Origin of the sequence: Paenibacillus sp. FSL M7-1414 (assembly GCF_038003195.1) — a bacterium.
In the GTDB taxonomy this organism is placed as follows: domain Bacteria; phylum Bacillota; class Bacilli; order Paenibacillales; family Paenibacillaceae; genus Paenibacillus; species Paenibacillus amylolyticus.
Map to the genome: position 1 here is coordinate 5,441,611 of NZ_JBBOOS010000001.1, position 20,045 is coordinate 5,461,655.

A 20,045-nucleotide genomic window follows, 5' to 3' on the forward strand; every position below is an offset into this window, starting at 1 on the left:
GCGCCTGGCAGACGCGGCTTCACAATAAGATGTTTAGTTAGATTCTTTAGCTACTGTTTTTGGCTTATCCACTTGTTTACCTTTGAGCATCAGCCATAGTGGAGCGGCGATATAGATTGAAGAATATGCACCGAACAGTGTTCCGATAACCATCGCAAGCGAGAACATGCGAATGGATTCTCCACCAAATATGAACAAACAGATTGAAGCTGCAAACACGGTGAATGTTGTATTCAGGGAACGTGTCATCGTTTGAGCCAAACTGCGATTGACTACCTCGCGTAGGTCGGCTTTGGTTGTCTTTTTGGCAAAACGCAGATTCTCACGAATCCGGTCAAAGATAACGATCGTATCGTTAATCGAGAACCCGACAATGGTCAATACTGCAGTAATAAAGGTCAGATCGACTTCCAACCGGAAGATAGAGAACACACTTATTACAACAAATGCATCATGGAAGAGTGCGATAACCGCAGCCAAACCAAAGCGCCACTCAAACCGTATCGCAACATAGATCATGATCCCGATACTTGCAATGAGTACCGCGTAGATCGCGTTGCGCTCCAATTCTTTGGCCATCTCTGGATCAACGGTATTTACTTCATAGGAAGCCGATGCATCCAGTTTGGTAAATTCCTGTTTAAATTTGCTCTCTTGGGTCTCATCCAGTTCATTGGAGAAACGAACATTTACACGGTCAGCCCCCGGCGTAATGGTAACATCACCCTCATCAACACCGATGTCCTTAACGATAGGTTTAATCTGTTCCGCTGTGATTGCTTTGGATACCGAGATATCCACATTCGATCCAGCACGGAAATCAACTGCATAATTCAAACCCAAAGCCAGAATGCTGATGATCCCCGTAATCGTCAGAATAATCGAGAAGATATAGGCAATCTTACTACCTTTAACATAATCAAAATTCCAATTAAAGCGCACGAATTTCACTCTCCTTCACTCCGAAGTACTTAGGCTTCTTCAACACGTTACCCCGTACAAGCAGGGTCAACAGGAAGCGGGAGAAGAAAATATTCGTGATAATACTGGTGACAATATCAAAAATCAGCACGAGTGCAAAACCTTTTACCGCACCTGTTCCCAAGAAGAACATAACAGCCGCAGCAATAATGGTTGTGATGTTAGAGTCAATGATTGTTCGGAAGGAATGTTTACCACCCGCTTTAACCGAAGACAAGATCGACTTACCACTGCGCATCTCTTCTTTAATCCGTTCGTACGTGATGATATTGGCATCCACCGCCATCCCTATACCCAGGATAAACGCCGCAATACCTGGAAGAGTAAGCACGAATTCTCCTAAATAGAAGATTGCAAGTACCAGCCACGTATGTGTGATCAAGGCAAAACTCGCGATAATACCAGGAATGCGATAAAGCCCAATCATGAACACTAGAATAATAACGGAACCAATCAATCCCGCTTTAATGGTCTGATCCAGAGAAAGTTTACCAAGTGTTGCACCAACACTTTGTGAATACTTCTCTGTAAGTTTCAGTGGCAATGCACCCAGATTAATGGTGTCACGAAGCTGGTTTGCTTCGTCACGTGTGTAAGCACCCGAAATCTGAGCGGAACCATCTGTCAACTGTTGTCTAACGGTTGGAGCAGATAACAGCTCATCGTCCAAATAAATAGCGAGAGGTTGTCCGATCAAACGTTTGGTAATCTCGGAAAATTTAGCTTTGTCTTTCACTTGAATGTCAATCATAGGCTCATTCAATTGAGTGAACACAACTTTGGCTGCATTCTCAACAAATTCATTTCCGCGAAGTTCGATTTTGGTGTACTCGCCTTCCTTGTCGTTCTCAGCTTTACTACGGAAGGTCAAAACAGCCGGTTCTTTCATTTTGGCTCTAACTTCAGCCTCATCCGTAACCCCTGCCAACTTCAAACGAATCCGGTTGCTTCCTTCTGTGGTTACCTCCGGTTCGCTTGTTCCGAGCGCATTGGCGCGGCTTTCAAGGCTTTTGGCCGTTTGCACCAAAGATGCTTTGGTGACTTGTTGACCTGCTTCGAGCGGCTCTGCTTCATATAAGATCTCGTAGCCTCCCTTTAAATCAAGGCCCAAGCGTATATTTTTGAGCAGTTCCGGGCTTGTTCCCACCATTACCCCTGTGGTGACAAGCACGACCAGAATGAAACTGATAATTCTTTTCATGCCGTTCCTAGATCCCCTTTCGTTCTCAATATTCCTATTATAGCGATGCCGTAAAAAGCAGTCAATTTTCAACAAAAAAGATCCCTTTCGTCTAGAAAGAGGACCCCCGGTATGCAGACACGGTCATAAAGTTCATAAAGCTTGTTGCTTTCAGTGACAAAATGTCGTTCACCAGCTGGTGAAGCGGTGGAATGCCCTGTTTTTCATATTTATGACTGACGCAATTCCAGACATCTTTGCTGGTGACATATTCGTAACCGACAAGCCTTAATTCCTCCGCTTTGCTACGGCAGAGCATCTCTATTGACTGTTCCAACTCCACATCATTCATTTCTTCCAACGGGGAGCCTCCCTTCGTACATCCAAGCCTTTATGCGGCATCAATATTACATGATTCGACTTCGCCTGATCATATTCCTTCTTGCTGAATATGGTTCTTTTTGTTAATCGTGTCCAAGTTGTCATGAGAAGATAAAGGACTGGCATAGGATGAAGAACAACGGCTTTGTCCCGTTTATGTTGATAGCCTGTACTTTCAACTGGGAAAGAGGGGTAGTCTTGAAGAAACAGACATTTATTCAGGGGGCCATGATCCTGCTCGCGGCAGGCATAATTAATCGAATACTTGGTTTCATCCCGCGCATTGCGCTGCCACGAGTCATTGGTGCAGAAGGTGTTGGCATCTACCAATTGAGCTATCCCTTTTTTATCGTACTGGTGACATTAATTACGGGTGGTATTCCGCTCGCCGTAGCCAAGCTCGTAGCCGAAGCTGATACCGGTGCCAATCGTTATTCCCCCCAGCGAATCCTGCAAGTAAGCTTAAGCTTTACGTTGACCCTGGGTGTTGTATTCATGTTTTTGTGCATCCTATTTGCACCCTGGGTTACCAAGTACGTGCTCACAGATGAGCGGGTATACCATACGTTCGTTAGTATGAGCCCCATGATTGCCATTATCGCCGTATCTGCTGTCTACAGAGGGTATTTCCAAGGTAAGCAAAACATGATGCCTACTGCCATTTCATCCATTGTTGAAACCATCATTCGTATCGTCTGTGTCATTTGGTTTGCCTGGCTTCTCCTCCCCCACGGTATTGCCCAAGCTGCTGCTGGTGCCATGCTGGGAGCGCTCGTTGGAGAATTCGGCGGTATGCTTGTACTCTTGTGGAAGTATAACAGGCAGAAGAAAGAGTTACCGCTCGCTAACCAACAGAACATGTCCAATCTCACAGCCAAACCTTTAAACCCAATACCTTCAGTTCTGAAAGAAACGGGTACTCCACAGCCGGGATTAATCCGGCGTTTGCTTGCAATCTCTATTCCTGTTACAGCAGGCCGATTGGTTGGCTCCTTATCCTACTTGGCCGAAACCATCGTTACTGCCCAGAGTCTGGCTCTGGCAGGCATATCCAAAGGGCTCGCTACAGCACAATATGGTGCATTACAAGGTATGATTATTCCTTTGCTGCTGCTGCCGGGGGCACTAACCTCATCGCTCGCGACATCACTTGTGCCTTCACTGTCCGAAGCTTCTGCTCAGGGAGATCGCGCTCTGATTCACAAAAGAATGCATCAGGCCTTACGTTTGGCACTTGTGACAGGTGCTCCGTTTTCCGTGTTTATGTATGTGCTTGCCGAACCGATGTGTCTTGTTCTGTATAATGATGCATCGATCGGAAGCATGCTGAAACTAATGGCTCCCTTTGCTTTGTTCATTTATATTCAAGCTCCTCTTCAAGCTGCATTACAAGCTCTTGACCGTCCGGGTAAAGCATTGCTAAATACGTTTATCGGTGCTGTTATCAAAATCACGTTGATTTTAACGCTTGCTTCCCGGCCTGAATATGGCATCTTCGGTGCAGTCATCGCCATCTGTGTGAATTCTACTGTAGTTACCCTGTTACATGCCCAAAGCGTACGTAGCCTGCTACAGTTCCGCTTCAAAATGATGGATTGGGTCAAGACGGGTGCAGGAATGTTTATCATGGGAGCAGCGACCCTACTCGTATACGAAGAGACTGCCATGATATTGCCTTTTTGGGTGAGGATGCTTCTCGCTCCTTTTGTCGGGCTTATCGTGTATTTCATCGTCATGGGCTGGACCAAAATGATTGACTTTCATGATCTATCCCGTGCTCCTTTGATTGGTTCATGGTTCAAGCGCCGCTCAGGCAAATGATTTTCATTTTTTATCATCTTTTGGACTGACATATATCTTTCCATTGTGGTCAATGGAGCATATAAATACATCCTTGAAATCCAGAATTCCATTATGTTGAATTTGATTTTTCAGCCAAAATCTCGTTTTCTGGATGATCTCCAGATTCTGATCCTGGACCTTTCCATCCATAATTAAGGGGAGTGGCAGACCTTCATATTTGATATTTGGAAATTTGATATTTGGAGATCCGTCAATCTGGTTTTTTCCCGTTTTGGATTTATTGGAAGAAGAATCCTCTGAGTCAGAACCCGAAGAATTACTATCGTTAGAAGTATTCTCATCCTTGGGAAAAACGGTCAGCTTGCCTGTGGTCTCCAAAATAGCGAAATCAACCTCACCGATACTGTCTACATTCTGTTCACGGAGTTGTTGCAATAGATCATCCAGATTATATCGTTGCTTCCGCATCTCATCCCGGTGAAGAACGCCTTTGGAGATCAAAACAGTAGGTTTGCCATCAATTATGAGGCGAAGACGCCGACTTTTAAGACCTATAAAGGCCATTCCAATCTGTACAATGATCAAGGTAAGCATGGGGGCAATCCCATAAGAGAGTGGTTTATCAATATCTTCAATGACAAAAGCAGCCATTTCAGCAAGCATAATGGACACGACAAGATCAAACATGGATAGCTTACCAATCTCACGTTTACCCATAACCCTCATTGCACAGTACACCAGAAAGTACATGAGAATGGTTCGAAAGATATGTGATCCGACATCTGGGAAGTTCACAACAGGGGTCCTCCTTCGAAACTGAGTTTTTAACAGTTAGCTGGGTAGTGCAATCCCTATTTTGACCTGAACCTTACATGCTCATGCAGAAATAATCCGTTCATTTAATGGAAAACAGTTCATAAGTCCGAAGGCTTGACCATACACTGTATTAACTTATAACTTGTACAAGGGGGTTGCTTCATGCAATTGATCCGCCGCTTGGTTTCGTTTCGAGTGTCCAATCCGATTCTGTCAGGCCTCTGTCAGGCTTTTGTATGGATGTTTATCGGAGCATTTATTCTCTCCTTGTTTCTCTGGATGAGCGGAATGCGGGAACAGGACCTCTCGTTGTATACCTATGTTGTTCATGGCTTGTCATTATTGGTTGGTGGTTTTGTCGCAGGCAAACGTTCTGGTGAAAAAGGATGGTACTACGGAGGGATTACCGGAATCGTATATGGACTGCTTGTGCTGTTGATCGGATTTCTCGCGCTGGATGCTTCGTTTAATTGGAAGGATAGTTTACAACTGCTTAGCGCGTTCTTCATTTCAGCTCTCGGTGGCATGTTCGGTGTTAATACGCATCGCTCCTAACTGACTCGTAAAGAACATCGACCTTCCCTCATAAATCAAAAAAGAGAACCAGGTCTCCAAGGAGATCCGGTTCTCTACTAGGGAATACGCCACAAACGCACCCTCGTTATTCTATGTTACAGTAACTATTCAACAGCCGTATCACGAGCTACAGCCGTGCTGATTGCATTACGGTCAAATGTAAGCTTAGTTACATCGTTTACACGCAATACAACCACATCGTCCGTAATCTCAGCGATCGTACCGTGAAGGCCACCAATCGTTACAATTTTATCGCCTTTTTTCAATTGGCTTAGCATGGAATTCCGTTGCTTTTGCTTTTTGTTCTGTGGACGAATCATTAAGAAGTAGAAAATCGCAACCATGAGTACTAAAGGTACAATCAAAGATACGATCCCACCGCCTTGCGCTCCTGCTAGAGGCATTCCTTGAAACATTCAAACTCCCCCTTATCGACTATACATACAGATATTGCTTGTTACGCTGGTTTCCTCAAAAACTCAATCAGAAACCTTTGTCATTGTCATGAAGACCATATTGATCGAAAAATTCATCCCGGAAATCAAGCAAACGATCTTCCATAATGGCTTTACGTACATTACGCATCAAATTCTGCAAGAAATGAAGATTATGGATCGTTGTCAAACGCAGGCCAAATGTTTCATCTGCTTTGATCAAATGACGCAGATAAGCTCTGGAATAGTTACGACAAGTGTAGCAATCACATTCAGGATCTAATGGTCCAAAATCGGTTGCAAACTTGGCATTACGAACTACCAGACGTCCTTGACTGGTCATCGTTGTTCCGTTACGGGCAATCCGAGTAGGCAGAACACAATCGAACATGTCCACTCCACGAATAGATCCCTCAATCAATGCATCGGGCGAACCTACCCCCATCAAATAACGTGGTTTATTGGACGGCAACAAAGGTAACGTATAATCCAATACACCATACATCAAATGTTTCGGTTCTCCAACACTCAGTCCACCAATAGCATACCCCGGGAAATCCATGGAAGTCAAATCTGCGGCGCTCTGACGGCGAAGATCTTCATGCATGCCTCCCTGTACGATGGCAAACAGACCTTGGTCATGCGGACGAGCGTGACTTTCGAGACAACGTTCTGCCCAGCGGCTTGTTCTTTCGAGTGATTTTTTTACATATTCATATTCAGCCGGATACGGTGGGCATTCGTCAAACGCCATCATAATATCGGAGCCAAGTGCATTCTGGATTTCCATCGCCACTTCAGGAGAAAGGAACTTTTTGTCTCCATTTAGATGAGAACGGAAGTTAACGCCTTCTTCCGTAATCTTGCGCATCTCGCTAAGAGAAAACACTTGGAATCCGCCGCTGTCCGTCAGAATTGGACGATCCCAGTTCATGAATTTGTGCAATCCGCCAGCTTCACGGATGATTTCATGTCCTGGTCTCAGAAACAGGTGATAGGTATTACTCAAAATAATCTGAGCATCCATTTCTTTCAATTCTTCAGGGCTCATTGTTTTGACAGTCGCCTGTGTACCTACAGGCATAAAGGTTGGTGTCTCAATAATACCGTGAGGTGTATGTACACGTCCCAGACGTGCACCGGATTGTTTGCAAGTTTTGATATGTTCATACGTAATTGCTGCCATTGGTTTTAATCATCCTCTAAAAGTTAATCGTTATACTAATATATCAACATGGCATCGCCGAAGCTGAAGAACCGGTATTTCTCTTGGATGGCTTCCTCATATGCCTGCATAATATGTTCCCTGCCTGCTAGTGCACTGACCAACATAACCAACGTGGATTTCGGGAGATGAAAATTCGTAAGCATCCCATCGATCACTTTGAAGGAATAGCCCGGATAGATGAAAATGCTGGTCCATCCGCTGCTCGCTTGCAGTATTCCATTTTCAAATTTACTGCCTACCGTTTCCAAAGTCCGGCAGCTCGTAGTCCCAACCGCAAAAACACGGTGTCCATTCTCTTTGGTCTGGTTAATCAGGTCTGCTGTTTCTTGTGACAAGGAGTAATACTCCTCATGCATGACATGATCTTCAACAACGTCAACAGACATTGGTCTGAATGTTCCCAGTCCTACGTGAAGCGTAATGAAGGCCACATTAACACCTTTGGCACGAATCTGGTTCAGCAACTCATCTGTAAAATGTAATCCTGCTGTAGGTGCAGCCGCCGATCCTTCATGCTTGGCATACACGGTTTGATACCGTTCGCGGTCATCCAATGTCTCCTTGATATAAGGTGGCAACGGCATCTCACCAAGACGATCCAGAATCTCTTGGAAGATTCCATCATACGTAAACGTAAGTGTACGTGCCCCCATCTCGCCCTCTTCTTCAATGATTGCCTTGAGTTCATCACCAAATACGATGACCGAACCAGCTTTCAGCTTTTTACCCGGCTTAACCAGTGCTTCCCACCTGTCGCCTTCCACATTTTTGAGCAATAACACTTCCGCTTTTGCTCCGGTATCTTCTTTTGTACCGAACAGACGGGCTGGTAGAACACGTGTATCATTCAGAATCAATGTATCACCGGGATTCAGAAAATCGATAATATCAGGAAACGTTTGATGATTAATCTCACCACTATCTTTGTTCAAGGTAAGCAAACGGGATGCCGTGCGATCAAGCAACGGCGTCTGTGCTATCAATTGCTCCGGTAGTTCAAAATCATATAAGTTCACATTCATTTAGTTTCATTCCTTAACAATAGTCGCATTTTGATAATAGTGTTTCAATATTGCCTGGTAATCATACCCTTCATCTGCCATGCCTTTGGCTCCCCATTGGGACAAGCCCAATCCGTGGCCATTGCCCTGACCGATGAACATGAAGGTCTGACCCTGCGTCACCGCTCTCGCTTGACCATCACCACTCATAACCACAAGTGCATTACCGGATGATGTTCCTGCGCCAGAAGAAGACAATACAGAGGCACCATTTGAGCCGGTTTTACTGGCTGTTTTGCCGTCAGCGCCTAATACAGTATAACTTCCGGTCCCTGCAATATCAAATAGAGTGCTCGGTAATCCACCGAGCGCAGAGCGGTATGTATCGGCATATTTCACCGTCATAGCCTGTCCGTTGGCAGTGACTTCAAGTGCTCTTCCGGAAGGTCCACGCTTGGTCACTTCCAAGGTTGAGATTGAAGCAGGAACAGACGCTGTTGTTTTACCCTGAAGGGATTTAACCAACTGGGCAGACGTGAAAGGTCCTCTCACCCAAGCATAATCGTTGGATTGAGCCACTTTTGCCAACACAACAGCTTCGTTGCCTGGATTCATTTTGGCTACAGGTTCAACGGTGGATTGAATTAACGGCACGGCACGCACATTGGTGTTCTGAGCCGTTACCGTCACTTTTGCCAGTCCTGCATTGGTCTTGGTCGTTAATTCTTTGATGTTGTCCTCACGAATGTACCCGCTAACGCCTGTACCCAGCAGCACATGGTACCACGTATGTAATCCTGCCTGGGCTGATGTATCCCCTGAGCTGACCACATTGGTGAACACACCTGCTCCGCCGTTCCATACCTCAGAAGGATGAGCCGTCTGGCCGCCAGCATTGGAGGAGAATACAGCTTCGATGATTTTCCCACCGCTCTTGACCACTTCTCCAGCCGTTGCATCCACTGCACTGGTTACTTTATCGTTCTCCGAACCAATCCCGTTATAGGCTTGGCTGAGCGTTGTATCCACAACATTCGCAATTTTGAAACGTTCACCCTGTTGAAGCGCGTAGGATCGAGCAGCTACGGCTTGAACTTTCAGAGCTTCAGCAGGCCAGGAGGAATACACCTCTGCCCCTACGACAGAGTACAGGTATTGCTCCAGTGGAACGACGTTGACCAACGCCAGATCACCGCTCACGATGCTGATTTCCATATCTCCACGATACGTTCGCTGGGAACGCTCCACTACTTTGATACCATTGCCATTCCCTTGTACTAATGCTTTGGATTCAGTACCTGCAATAGTGTAATGCGGAGCTGTTTTGAGTGCATCCGTACTTAATCCTGCATCCTGGCGGATGATGAGCCCTGCACTATTGTTGACAGGTGAAAGGCTTACCCCCGGAGCTTTGGCTTCCAGACTGTTCTTCAATGCGGTTAATTCCGCATCCGTTGAAGCTTCACCCACCCATACCGCGTATGCTTGGCTTCCTCCACTCAGTTGAAGGACTGGATAGACACTACTAACTCCTGTTGATAAAAGATTGGCTTGTGCTGCCTCTGCTTCCTGAATCGAACCATAGGTTCCAGCAGACAGGCGTTTACTTCCCGTTACAGCTGGCTTTTGACCAGCCAATTGAGCTGCTGCTACCTTTTGTACTCGTGTAACAGCTTGTCCTGCCAGTGCCTCCGTTGCATAGTTGCCTGTGTAGAGCTGGTAAATGGCATTTCCATTCACAGACGTTGTGAACAGCAACGGTTTATCTGCGGTTGCCTGCAACAATTTTGCTGCTGCAGATGCTGCCTTAAAGTCCGCTGTTTCCAACACCTTTACTCGGAATCCATCTGCACTGAAACGGACTTGTCCTGCCGGAAGGTTTACATTTGCGCCGCTCTCCGATTGGATGCTCCATTGTCCTGTCGATTCAAGCGTGATGAGTGGTGTAGTTGATTTATACGTACTGCCCAGATTCGCAAACATGGCTACCCGGATCGTCTGTCCATCATTTGCTGCTGCATACGCAGGCACTTGCAAACAACCCACTGTCAAAAGAGCTGCCGCCAGTACCTTCAATCGACGACTCCACTTCTTCGTTCGTATTGCTTTTCCCACAATCAGACTCCTCTCCATGCATTTCTTTCATTTTATATCGGGTTAACACGTGATTATTTCAATGTTTATGATGAATGTTCAAATGAGCATGTTCAACAGATTTGATTATTTACCGTCTCTTGGTGGAATAGGTAGACCCAAATGATGATAGGCGAGATCTGTTACGATCCTGCCCCTTGGTGTACGCTGAATCATACCAATCTGAAGAAGATACGGTTCATAGACATCCTCTATCGTCTGACTTTCTTCACCAATCGTAGCAGCAATGGTATCCAGCCCTACCGGGCCTCCCCGGAAGCTATTGATCATCGATTTGAGCATCTTGTGATCAATCTCATCCAGGCCACGCGGATCAATCTGGAGACGTTGCAGCGCTTCTTCCGCGAGTGTCTGCGTTATAATCCCATCACCACGCACCTGTGCAAAGTCGCGTACTCGTTTTAACAAACGGTTCGCGATCCTCGGTGTCCCACGTGAGCGCAATGCAATCTCTTGCGCAGCATCTCCCACAATCTCCACACCCAAAATTTCGGTAGAGCGTGAGACGATATAAGCCAGCTCATCAACCGTATAGAATTCCAAGCGACTGATAACACCAAATCGGTCTCGAAGTGGAGCAGACAGCAAGCCAGCGCGCGTTGTAGCCCCAATCAGAGTGAATGGCGGCAGATCCAGCCGAACAGAACGTGCACTTGGACCTTTACCAATCATAATATCCAATGCCGAATCTTCCATAGCGGGGTACATGACTTCTTCAACTGTACGATGCAAACGATGAATCTCATCAATAAACAGGACATCGCCTTCCTGCAGATTGGTTAACAATGCTGCAAGATCACCCGGGCGTTCAATAGCCGGGCCTGACGTAGTTCTTAGGTTAACACCCAATTCGTTGGCAATAATGTTGGCAAGTGTCGTTTTACCCAGTCCAGGTGGGCCATATAACAAAACGTGATCCAATGCCTCATTACGAAATTTGGCAGCTTCAATATATATCTTTAAATTTTCCTTCACCTGATTCTGCCCGATATATTCATTCAGATACCGGGGACGAAGACTCAACTCAACATTTTGGTCCTCCATCATCAGGTTCGCGGAAATAATCCGATCATCCATGTTCATCCCTACCTTTTTTTGCAGGCTACAGCTATATTATAATATGCAATTTGTATTATCCCGTAAACAGCATTTGCAGCGCCTTTTTCATCAACACATCAACGGAATCCGCTGTAGTAACATCCTTTTTCAATTTGAGCCATACTTTATCAAGCTCACTGTCAGTATACCCAAGTGCCTTGAGACCTTCACGTGCCTCATCCCAGGCTGAACCACTTCCCGACTCTTCCGATGGAGGAGCGAACAAACCTGTTGCATACGCTGCCGCGCCAAAACTATCCAGCTTATCCTTGAGATCCAGAATCATGCGTTGTGCAGTCTTCTTGCCGATGCCTGGCAACTTGGTCAAGAACGTAAGATTCTCCTGGTAAATCGCCGTAACCACATGTTCTGGTGTACCCCCAGCGAGTATGCCCAGAGCTACTTTTGGACCAATACCAGATACTTCAATCAGTTTACGGAACAAACGTTGCTCATCCCGTGTCACAAACCCAAACAGCAACATCGCATCCTCACGCACATGATGGTGAGTGTACACCGTAATTTCGCCTTCTTGCTTCGCAAACGCAAATGGATTTGGACAGAATACGCGATACCCCACACCATGAACATCCAGCACAATATAATCATTCTCTACATGAATGAACTGTCCTCTTAGAAAATCAATCATTTTCGCAATACCTCATTCAACTTGGAATTTAATGTATAAGAGTGTGCGTGGCACACGGCTACAGCCAATGCATCCGCTACGTCATCCGGCTTAGGAACGACCTGAAGACGCAAGAACATTTTGACCATCTCCTGTACTTGCTTCTTCTCTGCTTTACCGTACCCCACAACAGCCTGCTTGATCTGCATTGGCGTATACTCTGCAATAGGCAAACCCTTCTGTGCGGCAGCGAGTACCATAACGCCTCTCGCCTGACTGACAGACATTGCTGTTGTAACGTTCCGATTGAAAAAAAGTTTCTCCAGCGCTACTGCGTCCGGTTTGTATTTATCAATCAATTGCACCATACCTTCATATACATGAAGCAACCGTTCCTCTTCAGGGGTATGAGCTTCCGTCTGAATACATCCATATTGTACGGGTACCACCTTACTGCCGATTTTATCCACAAAACCAAAACCAACAATCGCAATCCCCGGGTCAATTCCCAAAAAACGCAAAACCATCTCTCCCTCACAAAAGCGAACATATGTATCGTTCATTTCATTATAACAAAAGATAGACCCTGCGGCAGGAAAAACTTTGTCTAACTGATTACTCGTCTTTATTCGTGAATTTTTTACATGTTTATTCGTATTTTCAACTATTTTAGTATAAACGACAAAAAGGACATCTCTTCGATGTCCTTCATCACATTCCACGTATTTTAGATTCTATCGCTTGGTTACGTAAACCACCAATGTTATTGCTATTGCCACCATCGTTTCAGTACTTCACAATTTTAATACCGTAGGTGAGGACGTTTGGATTACCCGCCATTACGGATTAAATGATGGTCTTCATCCACGGCATAGTCACTGAACGTAGAGATTACGCTATCATATTCATCCTTGTCCTGAATCCGAATACCCTGCTGTAATTGCTCGAGCACCCCTTCAGGCAAAGAACTTTCCAACGTCCCAACATCCAATTGAAAGAACGTACGAATAACCTTCTCTTCTGCAGGCTTACCCTCGTACAAATTAAGGTTCCCTACAGCATCTATGCTGATATAAGCCTGCTGTTTACAAAGCGGTGAAAGGTCATCTACACGTTGCTTCAGATGCAACTCATCTGATGTTCCAACGGTAGCATCCCATTCCGGATGTTGAGCTAGTAACATCTTCAACTGCGGTCTAGCCATCTTGCCTAACTGCTCTGTCTCCACTCCGCAGATGTACTGTGTTTCCAAAACCACACTTGTTAAATGATCCGGATCAGAATCAAGTTGCTCTACTAACGCCTGAATCTCCTGTTCAGATCTTGTTTCCTGCGTAACAGGCCCCAACACACTGGTTGCCTCACTAAAATTAGTTGTCAGCAAACGCTCAATCGCCGATGAGATGGACAACCCGCTGTAAGCCAATATCGTAACTGCAAGCAAAGCCGCCGTCATCCATACTGTTCGTTTCCACCTTCGCCAGCGTCTCTTGAATTGTTTTCTGAAGTTAAACGTGTTCACATGAACCCCTTCTATCACTTTTTAAACCTATTGTGACCTAAAGATTGAGACTTTATGCACAACTAACTTGTTGACTGAAGAAGGAACACGCATGTGTTAGCTTAGAGAATTTGTCATAGTTAATATCGAACCTGCATTTATAGAATCTTATATAGATAAATATAAAAAACACTATCTATAATTAGATAGTGTTTTTAGAGATCGGGATGACACGATTTGAACATGCGACCCCCTGGTCCCAAACCAGGTGCTCTACCAAGCTGAGCTACATCCCGTTATATATACCGGCGAGAGGACTCGAACCTCCACGGTTTCCCACTCGATTTTGAGTCGAGCGCGTCTGCCATTCCGCCACGCCGGCAAATTTGAAGTTATAATGGCGCGCCCTGAGAGATTCGAACTCCCGGCCTTTTGATTCGTAGTCAAACGCTCTATCCAGCTGAGCTAAGGGCGCAAATATTGGAGCGGAAGACGGGAATCGAACCCGCGACCCTCGCCTTGGCAAGGCGATGCTCTACCGCTGAGCCACTTCCGCACACGGTATTATTAATATAAAAATGGCGGAACCGACGGGATTCGAACCCGCGATCTCCTGCGTGACAGGCAGGCATGTTAGGCCAACTACACCACGGTTCCAGATCACTTTCTCAAAGGAAAGTATAATTGCGGGGGCAGGATTTGAACCTGCGGCCTTCGGGTTATGAGCCCGACGAGCTACCGGGCTGCTCCACCCCGCGTCGTTATAAAGTTTATATGGTGGAGGCTGAGGGGATCGAACCCCCGACCCTCTGCTTGTAAGGCAGATGCTCTCCCAGCTGAGCTAAGCCTCCATAATATGACCCGTAGGGGATTCGAACCCCTGTTACCTCCGTGAAAGGGAGGTGTCTTAACCCCTTGACCAACGGGCCTTAATGGCTCCCCGAACAGGGCTCGAACCTGTGACAACTCGATTAACAGTCGAGTGCTCTACCAACTGAGCTATCAGGGAATATATGCATATGCATTTGCAGTGCAAATGCAATTCATCGTACAACATCAACATGCAGAGCCTGTTTTCTATGTATGATGAAAGAGTTCGCTTGGCGGCGTCCTACTCTCCCAGGACCCTGCGGTCCAAGTACCATCGGCGCTAGAGGGCTTAACGGTCGTGTTCGGGATGGGTACGTGTGGAACCCCTCCGCCATCGCCACCAAACGCGTAGCTTACATTTCAGAGATCGTTCTCTGAAAACTAGATTCGAAACGAAACATGCGAATTATCACTTGCTATTGGATAAGCCCTCGACCGATTAGTACTGGTCAGCTCCATGCATTGCTGCACTTCCACCCCCAGCCTATCTACCTCGTCGTCTTCAAGGGGTCTTACATACTGGGAAATCTCATCTTGAGGGGGGCTTCACGCTTAGATGCTTTCAGCGTTTATCCCGTCCGTACATAGCTACCCAGCGGTGCTCCTGGCGGAACAACTGGTACACCAGCGGTACGTCCATCCCGGTCCTCTCGTACTAAGGACAGCTCCTCTCAAATTTCCTACGCCCACGACAGATAGGGACCGAACTGTCTCACGACGTTCTGAACCCAGCTCGCGTACCGCTTTAATGGGCGAACAGCCCAACCCTTGGGACCTACTTCAGCCCCAGGATGCGATGAGCCGACATCGAGGTGCCAAACCTCCCCGTCGATGTGGACTCTTGGGGGAGATAAGCCTGTTATCCCCAGGGTAGCTTTTATCCGTTGAGCGATGGCCCTTCCATGCGGTACCACCGGATCACTAAGCCCGACTTTCGTCCCTGCTCGACTTGTAGGTCTCGCAGTCAAGCTCCCTTATGCCTTTGCACTCTTCGAATGATTTCCAACCATTCTGAGGGAACCTTTGGGCGCCTCCGTTACTCTTTAGGAGGCGACCGCCCCAGTCAAACTGCCCACCTGACACTGTCCCCGCACCGGATTACGGTACCAGGTTAGAACCTAGATACGATCAGGGTGGTATCCCAACGTTGCCTCCACGCAAGCTGGCGCTCACGTTTCAAAGGCTCCCACCTATCCTGTACAGATCGTACCCAAATTCAATATCAAGCTGCAGTAAAGCTCCATGGGGTCTTTCCGTCTTGTCGCGGGTAACCTGCATCTTCACAGGTATTAAAATTTCACCGGATCTCTCGTTGAGACAGCGCCCAAGTCGTTACGCCATTCGTGCGGGTCAGAATTTACCTGACAAGGAATTTCGCTACCTTAGGACCGTTATAGTTACGGCCGCCGTTTACTGGGGCTTCGGTTCACAGCTTCGGATTGCTCCTAACCACTCCCCTTAACCTTCCAGCACCGGGCAGGCGTCAGCCCGTATACTTCGCCTTACGGCTTCGCACAGACCTGTGTTTTTGCTAAACAGTCGCTTGGGCCTTTTCACTGCGGCCCCCTCGTGCTATTCACACTACCGGGGCACCCCTTCTCCCGAAGTTACGGGGTCATTTTGCCGAGTTCCTTAACGAGAGTTCTTCCGCGCGCCTTAGAATACTCTTCTCGCCTACCTGTGTCGGTTTGCGGTACGGGCACCTTCACCTGGCTAGAGGCTTTTCTTGGCAGTGTGAGATCATGACCTTCGCTACTATAATTTTCGCTCCCCATCACAGCTCAGCCTTACAATGTGCGGATTTGCCTACACATCAGCCTTACTGCTTAGACGGACATCCATCAGTCCGCGTCACTACCCTACTGCGTCCCCCCATTGCTCATAACGGCTTACGGTGGTACAGGAATTTCGACCTGTTGTCCTTCGACTACGCCTTTCGGCCTCGCCTTAGGTCCCGACTTACCCTGAGCGGACGAGCCTTCCTCAGGAACCCTTAGGCTTTCGGCGGATCAGATTCTCACTGATCTTTTCGTTACTCATACCGGCATTCTCACTTGTATAATGTCCAGCGCTCCTTACGGTACACCTTCAACCCTTATACAACGCTCCCCTACCCCTGATGCAAAGCATCAAGCCATAGCTTCGGTGGTGTGTTTAGCCCCGTTACATTTTCGGCGCAGAGTCACTCGACCAGTGAGCTATTACGCACTCTTTCAATGGTGGCTGCTTCTAAGCCAACATCCTGGTTGTCTGTGCAACTCCACATCCTTTCCCACTTAACACACACTTGGGGACCTTAGCTGATGGTCTGGGCTGTTTCCCTTTTGACAATGGATCTTAGCACTCACTGTCTGACTCCCGGAAGTAAGTCTATGGCATTCGGAGTTTGACTGAGCTTGGTAACCCTTGCGGGCCCCGCACCCAATCAGTGCTCTACCTCCACGACTCTGTTTTCCGAGGCTAGCCCTAAAGCTATTTCGGGGAGAACCAGCTATCTCCGAGTTCGATTGGAATTTCTCCGCTACCCCCACCTCATCCCCGCATTTTTCAACATGCGTGGGTTCGGGCCTCCAGTGCGTGTTACCGCACCTTCACCCTGGACAGGGGTAGATCACCCGGTTTCGGGTCTACGTCCACGTACTACATCGCCCTATTCAGACTCGCTTTCGCTGCGGCTCCGGCTCTTCACCTTAACCTTGCACGGGAACGTAACTCGCCGGTTCATTCTACAAAAGGCACGCCATCACCCCTAAAACGGGCTCTGACTTTTTGTAAGCACACGGTTTCAGGTTCTATTTCACTCCCCTTCCGGGGTGCTTTTCACCTTTCCCTCACGGTACTGCTTCACTATCGGTCGCTAGGAAGTATTTAGCCTTGGCAGATGGTCCTGCCGGATTCATACGGGGTTTCACGTGCCCCGCACTACTCGGGATCCGTCTCGGAGGGAACCAACTTTCAACTACAGGGCTTTTACCTTCTTTGGCGGGCCTTTCCAGACCTCTTCGCTTAACCGGTTCCTTTGTAACTCCATGTGAGACGTCCCACAACCCCAAAGAGCAAGCTCTTTGGTTTGGGCTTCTCCGCGTTCGCTCGCCGCTACTGACGGAATCACTATTGTTTTCTCTTCCTCAGGGTACTTAGATGTTTCAGTTCCCCTGGTATGCCTCTGCATAACCTATGTATTCAGTTATGAGTAACTGGAAATTACCCCAGCTGGGTTTCCCCATTCGGACACCCCCGGATCAAAGCTTGCTTACAGCTCCCCGAGGCAGTTTCGTTGTTCGCCACGTCCTTCATCGGCTCCTAGCGCCTAGGCATCCTCCGTGTGCTCTTAGTAGCTTAACCTCGTGCTCCGGTTTCGACTGCTCGCTTCCCTTGTTTTGCTTGCGCAAAGCCAAAAGTCGCTCCCATTCGATACCATCGTACGTGCAATCTACCTTATAAAAACACTTCACTTGTTTACACAAGATCAGCTTAAAGGAATGTTCTAATTCGCGTTTGTTTCGTTTCGATATCTAGTTTTCAAAGAACAAGCTCCATGCAAAAGCAAGCTGTTTTGAGAGTTTGAGCTCTCAAAACCGAACAACGAGTGAGTGTTTTGCAGCTAAGCTGCGTATTTGAATGTTTCCGTTGCAGGAAACGATTCTCCATAGAAAGGAGGTGATCCAGCCGCACCTTCCGATACGGCTACCTTGTTACGACTTCACCCCAATCATCTATCCCACCTTCGGCGGCTGGCTCCTTGCGGTTACCCCACCGACTTCGGGTGTTATAAACTCTCGTGGTGTGACGGGCGGTGTGTACAAGACCCGGGAACGTATTCACCGCGGCATGCTGATCCGCGATTACTAGCAATTCCGACTTCATGCAGGCGAGTTGCAGCCTGCAATCCGAACTGAGACCGGCTTTGTTGGGATTGGCTCCATCTCGCGATTTCGCAGCCCGTTGTACCGGCCATTGTAGTACGTGTGTAGCCCAGGTCATAAGGGGCATGATGATTTGACGTCATCCCCACCTTCCTCCGGTTTGTCACCGGCAGTCTATCTAGAGTGCCCACCCGAAGTGCTGGCAACTAAATATAAGGGTTGCGCTCGTTGCGGGACTTAACCCAACATCTCACGACACGAGCTGACGACAACCATGCACCACCTGTCTCCTCTGTCCCGAAGGAAAGATACATCTCTGCATCGATCAGAGGGATGTCAAGACCTGGTAAGGTTCTTCGCGTTGCTTCGAATTAAACCACATACTCCACTGCTTGTGCGGGTCCCCGTCAATTCCTTTGAGTTTCAGTCTTGCGACCGTACTCCCCAGGCGGAGTGCTTAATGTGTTAACTTCGGCACCAAGGGTATCGAAACCCCTAACACCTAGCACTCATCGTTTACGGCGTGGACTACCAGGGTATCTAATCCTGTTTGCTCCCCACGCTTTCGCGCCTCAGCGTCAGTTACAGCCCAGAGAGTCGCCTTCGCCACTGGTGTTCCTCCACATATCTACGCATTTCACCGCTACACGTGGAATTCCACTCTCCTCTTCTGCACTCAAGTCACCCAGTTTCCAGTGCGATCCGGGGTTGAGCCCCGGGATTAAACACCAGACTTAAATGACCGCCTGCGCGCGCTTTACGCCCAATAATTCCGGACAACGCTTGCCCCCTACGTATTACCGCGGCTGCTGGCACGTAGTTAGCCGGGGCTTTCTTCTCAGGTACCGTCACCTTGAGAGCAGTTACTCTCCCAAGCGTTCTTCCCTGGCAACAGAGCTTTACGATCCGAAAACCTTCATCACTCACGCGGCATTGCTCCGTCAGGCTTTCGCCCATTGCGGAAGATTCCCTACTGCTGCCTCCCGTAGGAGTCTGGGCCGTGTCTCAGTCCCAGTGTGGCCGATCACCCTCTCAGGTCGGCTACGCATCGTCGCCTTGGTGAGCCGTTACCTCACCAACTAGCTAATGCGCCGCAGGCCCATCCCCAAGTGACAGATTGCTCCGTCTTTCCAGTTCTCTTCAGGCGAAAAAAACAATTATTCGGTATTAGCTACCGTTTCCGGTAGTTGTCCCAAACTTGAGGGCAGGTTGCCTACGTGTTACTCACCCGTCCGCCGCTAAGTATCAAGAAAGCAAGCTTCCTATCAACTCCGCTCGACTTGCATGTATTAGGCATGCCGCCAGCGTTCGTCCTGAGCCAGGATCAAACTCTCCAATAAAGTATTGAAAAGAGCGATAAGCTCATTTTGAATCTGACGAGATTAAAAATCTCATTTGTGCTCCAGTCGATTCAAGCCAAGGCTTGTCTCAAACTTTCGCGTTCATTCTGCAAGCAGAATGTTTACTCACTCGTTGTTCAGTTTTCAAAGATCAAACTTATTTCATTATCTCTTGTGTTTCTCGTGTC

Annotated in this window: 14 protein-coding genes, 9 tRNA genes and 3 rRNA genes; 2 read left to right on the top strand and 24 right to left on the bottom strand. The window is 47.6% G+C overall.

The window, feature by feature from the left end; translation table 11 throughout:
- Positions 1-33: 33 nt before the first annotated feature.
- The 3 genes from secF to MHH92_RS23765 all read right to left on the bottom strand — a co-directional run bounded on the left by secF (position 34) and on the right by MHH92_RS23765 (position 2,513).
- Entirely contained in the window at positions 34-942 is a 909-nt protein-coding gene (gene secF / locus MHH92_RS23755) for a protein translocase subunit SecF (RefSeq protein ID WP_074096230.1), read from the bottom strand.
- A complete protein-coding gene (secD, locus tag MHH92_RS23760; protein WP_051447453.1) occupies positions 932-2,182 on the bottom strand; it encodes a protein translocase subunit SecD in 1,251 nt (416 codons plus the stop codon). Before secD ends, secF begins: the two co-directional genes overlap by 11 nt.
- 91 nt (positions 2,183-2,273) lie before the next feature.
- Positions 2,274-2,513: a post-transcriptional regulator gene (locus tag MHH92_RS23765; protein ID WP_036617497.1), complete on the bottom strand. Its 240-nt coding sequence runs from the start codon at positions 2,511-2,513 to the stop codon at positions 2,274-2,276.
- A gap of 227 nt (positions 2,514-2,740) precedes the next feature.
- Between MHH92_RS23765 and spoVB the strand changes: the two genes are divergently transcribed.
- On the top strand, positions 2,741-4,363 hold the full coding sequence (gene spoVB, locus MHH92_RS23770) for a stage V sporulation protein B (RefSeq protein WP_127551042.1): 1,623 nt from the start codon (positions 2,741-2,743) through the stop codon (positions 4,361-4,363).
- Positions 4,364-4,366: 3 nt separating this feature from the next.
- On the opposite strand, the gene MHH92_RS23775 is transcribed toward spoVB, so the two are convergent.
- The gene (locus MHH92_RS23775; RefSeq protein ID WP_445744716.1) at positions 4,367-5,095 is read right to left on the bottom strand and encodes a YetF domain-containing protein; all 729 of its coding nucleotides are present in this window, start codon (positions 5,093-5,095) and stop codon (positions 4,367-4,369) included.
- 228 nt (positions 5,096-5,323) lie between these two features.
- Between MHH92_RS23775 and MHH92_RS23780 the strand changes: the two genes are divergently transcribed.
- Positions 5,324-5,716 (top strand): TIGR04086 family membrane protein, encoded by a 393-nt coding sequence (locus MHH92_RS23780; RefSeq protein WP_036616878.1) that lies wholly within the window; start codon positions 5,324-5,326, stop codon positions 5,714-5,716.
- 125 nt (positions 5,717-5,841) lie between these two features.
- On the opposite strand, the gene yajC is transcribed toward MHH92_RS23780, so the two are convergent.
- The 20 genes from yajC to MHH92_RS23880 form a co-directional block, all read right to left on the bottom strand.
- On the bottom strand, positions 5,842-6,153 hold the full coding sequence (gene yajC, locus MHH92_RS23785) for a preprotein translocase subunit YajC (RefSeq protein ID WP_036616875.1): 312 nt from the start codon (positions 6,151-6,153) through the stop codon (positions 5,842-5,844).
- Positions 6,154-6,220: 67 nt separating this feature from the next.
- On the bottom strand, positions 6,221-7,357 hold the full coding sequence (tgt, locus tag MHH92_RS23790; protein WP_036616872.1) for a tRNA guanosine(34) transglycosylase Tgt: 1,137 nt from the start codon (positions 7,355-7,357) through the stop codon (positions 6,221-6,223).
- Positions 7,358-7,392: 35 nt separating this feature from the next.
- A complete protein-coding gene (queA, locus tag MHH92_RS23795) occupies positions 7,393-8,421 on the bottom strand; it encodes a tRNA preQ1(34) S-adenosylmethionine ribosyltransferase-isomerase QueA (RefSeq protein ID WP_340906777.1) in 1,029 nt (342 codons plus the stop codon).
- A gap of 6 nt (positions 8,422-8,427) precedes the next feature.
- Positions 8,428-10,515 carry a SpoIID/LytB domain-containing protein gene (locus MHH92_RS23800; RefSeq protein WP_340906779.1) on the bottom strand — a complete coding sequence of 696 codons (2,088 nt, stop codon included), beginning with the start codon at positions 10,513-10,515 and terminating at the stop codon, positions 8,428-8,430.
- 105 nt (positions 10,516-10,620) lie between these two features.
- Complete coding sequence (gene ruvB, locus MHH92_RS23805; protein WP_340906781.1) at positions 10,621-11,631, bottom strand: Holliday junction branch migration DNA helicase RuvB; 1,011 nt, start codon at positions 11,629-11,631, stop codon at positions 10,621-10,623.
- 55 nt (positions 11,632-11,686) lie between these two features.
- Positions 11,687-12,301 carry a Holliday junction branch migration protein RuvA gene (gene ruvA, locus MHH92_RS23810; protein ID WP_036616866.1) on the bottom strand — a complete coding sequence of 205 codons (615 nt, stop codon included), beginning with the start codon at positions 12,299-12,301 and terminating at the stop codon, positions 11,687-11,689.
- Positions 12,298-12,801: a crossover junction endodeoxyribonuclease RuvC gene (gene ruvC / locus MHH92_RS23815; protein WP_017686765.1), complete on the bottom strand. Its 504-nt coding sequence runs from the start codon at positions 12,799-12,801 to the stop codon at positions 12,298-12,300. Before ruvC ends, ruvA begins: the two co-directional genes overlap by 4 nt.
- A gap of 308 nt (positions 12,802-13,109) precedes the next feature.
- Positions 13,110-13,802 carry a BofC C-terminal domain-containing protein gene (locus MHH92_RS23820; RefSeq protein WP_340906784.1) on the bottom strand — a complete coding sequence of 231 codons (693 nt, stop codon included), beginning with the start codon at positions 13,800-13,802 and terminating at the stop codon, positions 13,110-13,112.
- A 201-nt stretch (positions 13,803-14,003) separates the two neighbouring features.
- A tRNA-Pro gene (locus tag MHH92_RS23825) sits at positions 14,004-14,077 on the bottom strand.
- A gap of 7 nt (positions 14,078-14,084) precedes the next feature.
- Positions 14,085-14,163 (bottom strand) — tRNA-Leu (locus MHH92_RS23830).
- 16 nt (positions 14,164-14,179) lie between these two features.
- Positions 14,180-14,256: transfer RNA gene (locus MHH92_RS23835), tRNA-Arg, on the bottom strand.
- A gap of 6 nt (positions 14,257-14,262) precedes the next feature.
- A tRNA-Gly gene (locus MHH92_RS23840) sits at positions 14,263-14,337 on the bottom strand.
- 23 nt (positions 14,338-14,360) lie between these two features.
- Positions 14,361-14,438: transfer RNA gene (locus MHH92_RS23845), tRNA-Asp, on the bottom strand.
- A 27-nt stretch (positions 14,439-14,465) separates the two neighbouring features.
- Positions 14,466-14,539: transfer RNA gene (locus tag MHH92_RS23850), tRNA-Met, on the bottom strand.
- A 17-nt stretch (positions 14,540-14,556) separates the two neighbouring features.
- Positions 14,557-14,632, bottom strand: a tRNA-Val gene (locus MHH92_RS23855).
- A gap of 6 nt (positions 14,633-14,638) precedes the next feature.
- Positions 14,639-14,710: transfer RNA gene (locus tag MHH92_RS23860), tRNA-Glu, on the bottom strand.
- Between the two features lie 4 nt (positions 14,711-14,714).
- Positions 14,715-14,790, bottom strand: a tRNA-Asn gene (locus MHH92_RS23865).
- An 89-nt stretch (positions 14,791-14,879) separates the two neighbouring features.
- A 5S ribosomal RNA gene (gene rrf / locus MHH92_RS23870) occupies positions 14,880-14,996 on the bottom strand.
- Positions 14,997-15,070: 74 nt separating this feature from the next.
- Positions 15,071-17,996: ribosomal RNA gene (locus MHH92_RS23875) — 23S ribosomal RNA — on the bottom strand.
- A gap of 308 nt (positions 17,997-18,304) precedes the next feature.
- Positions 18,305-19,857: ribosomal RNA gene (locus MHH92_RS23880) — 16S ribosomal RNA — on the bottom strand.
- The 16S, 23S and 5S rRNA genes sit together here with 9 tRNA genes alongside, the layout of an rRNA operon.
- Between the last annotated feature and the right edge of the window lie 188 nt (positions 19,858-20,045).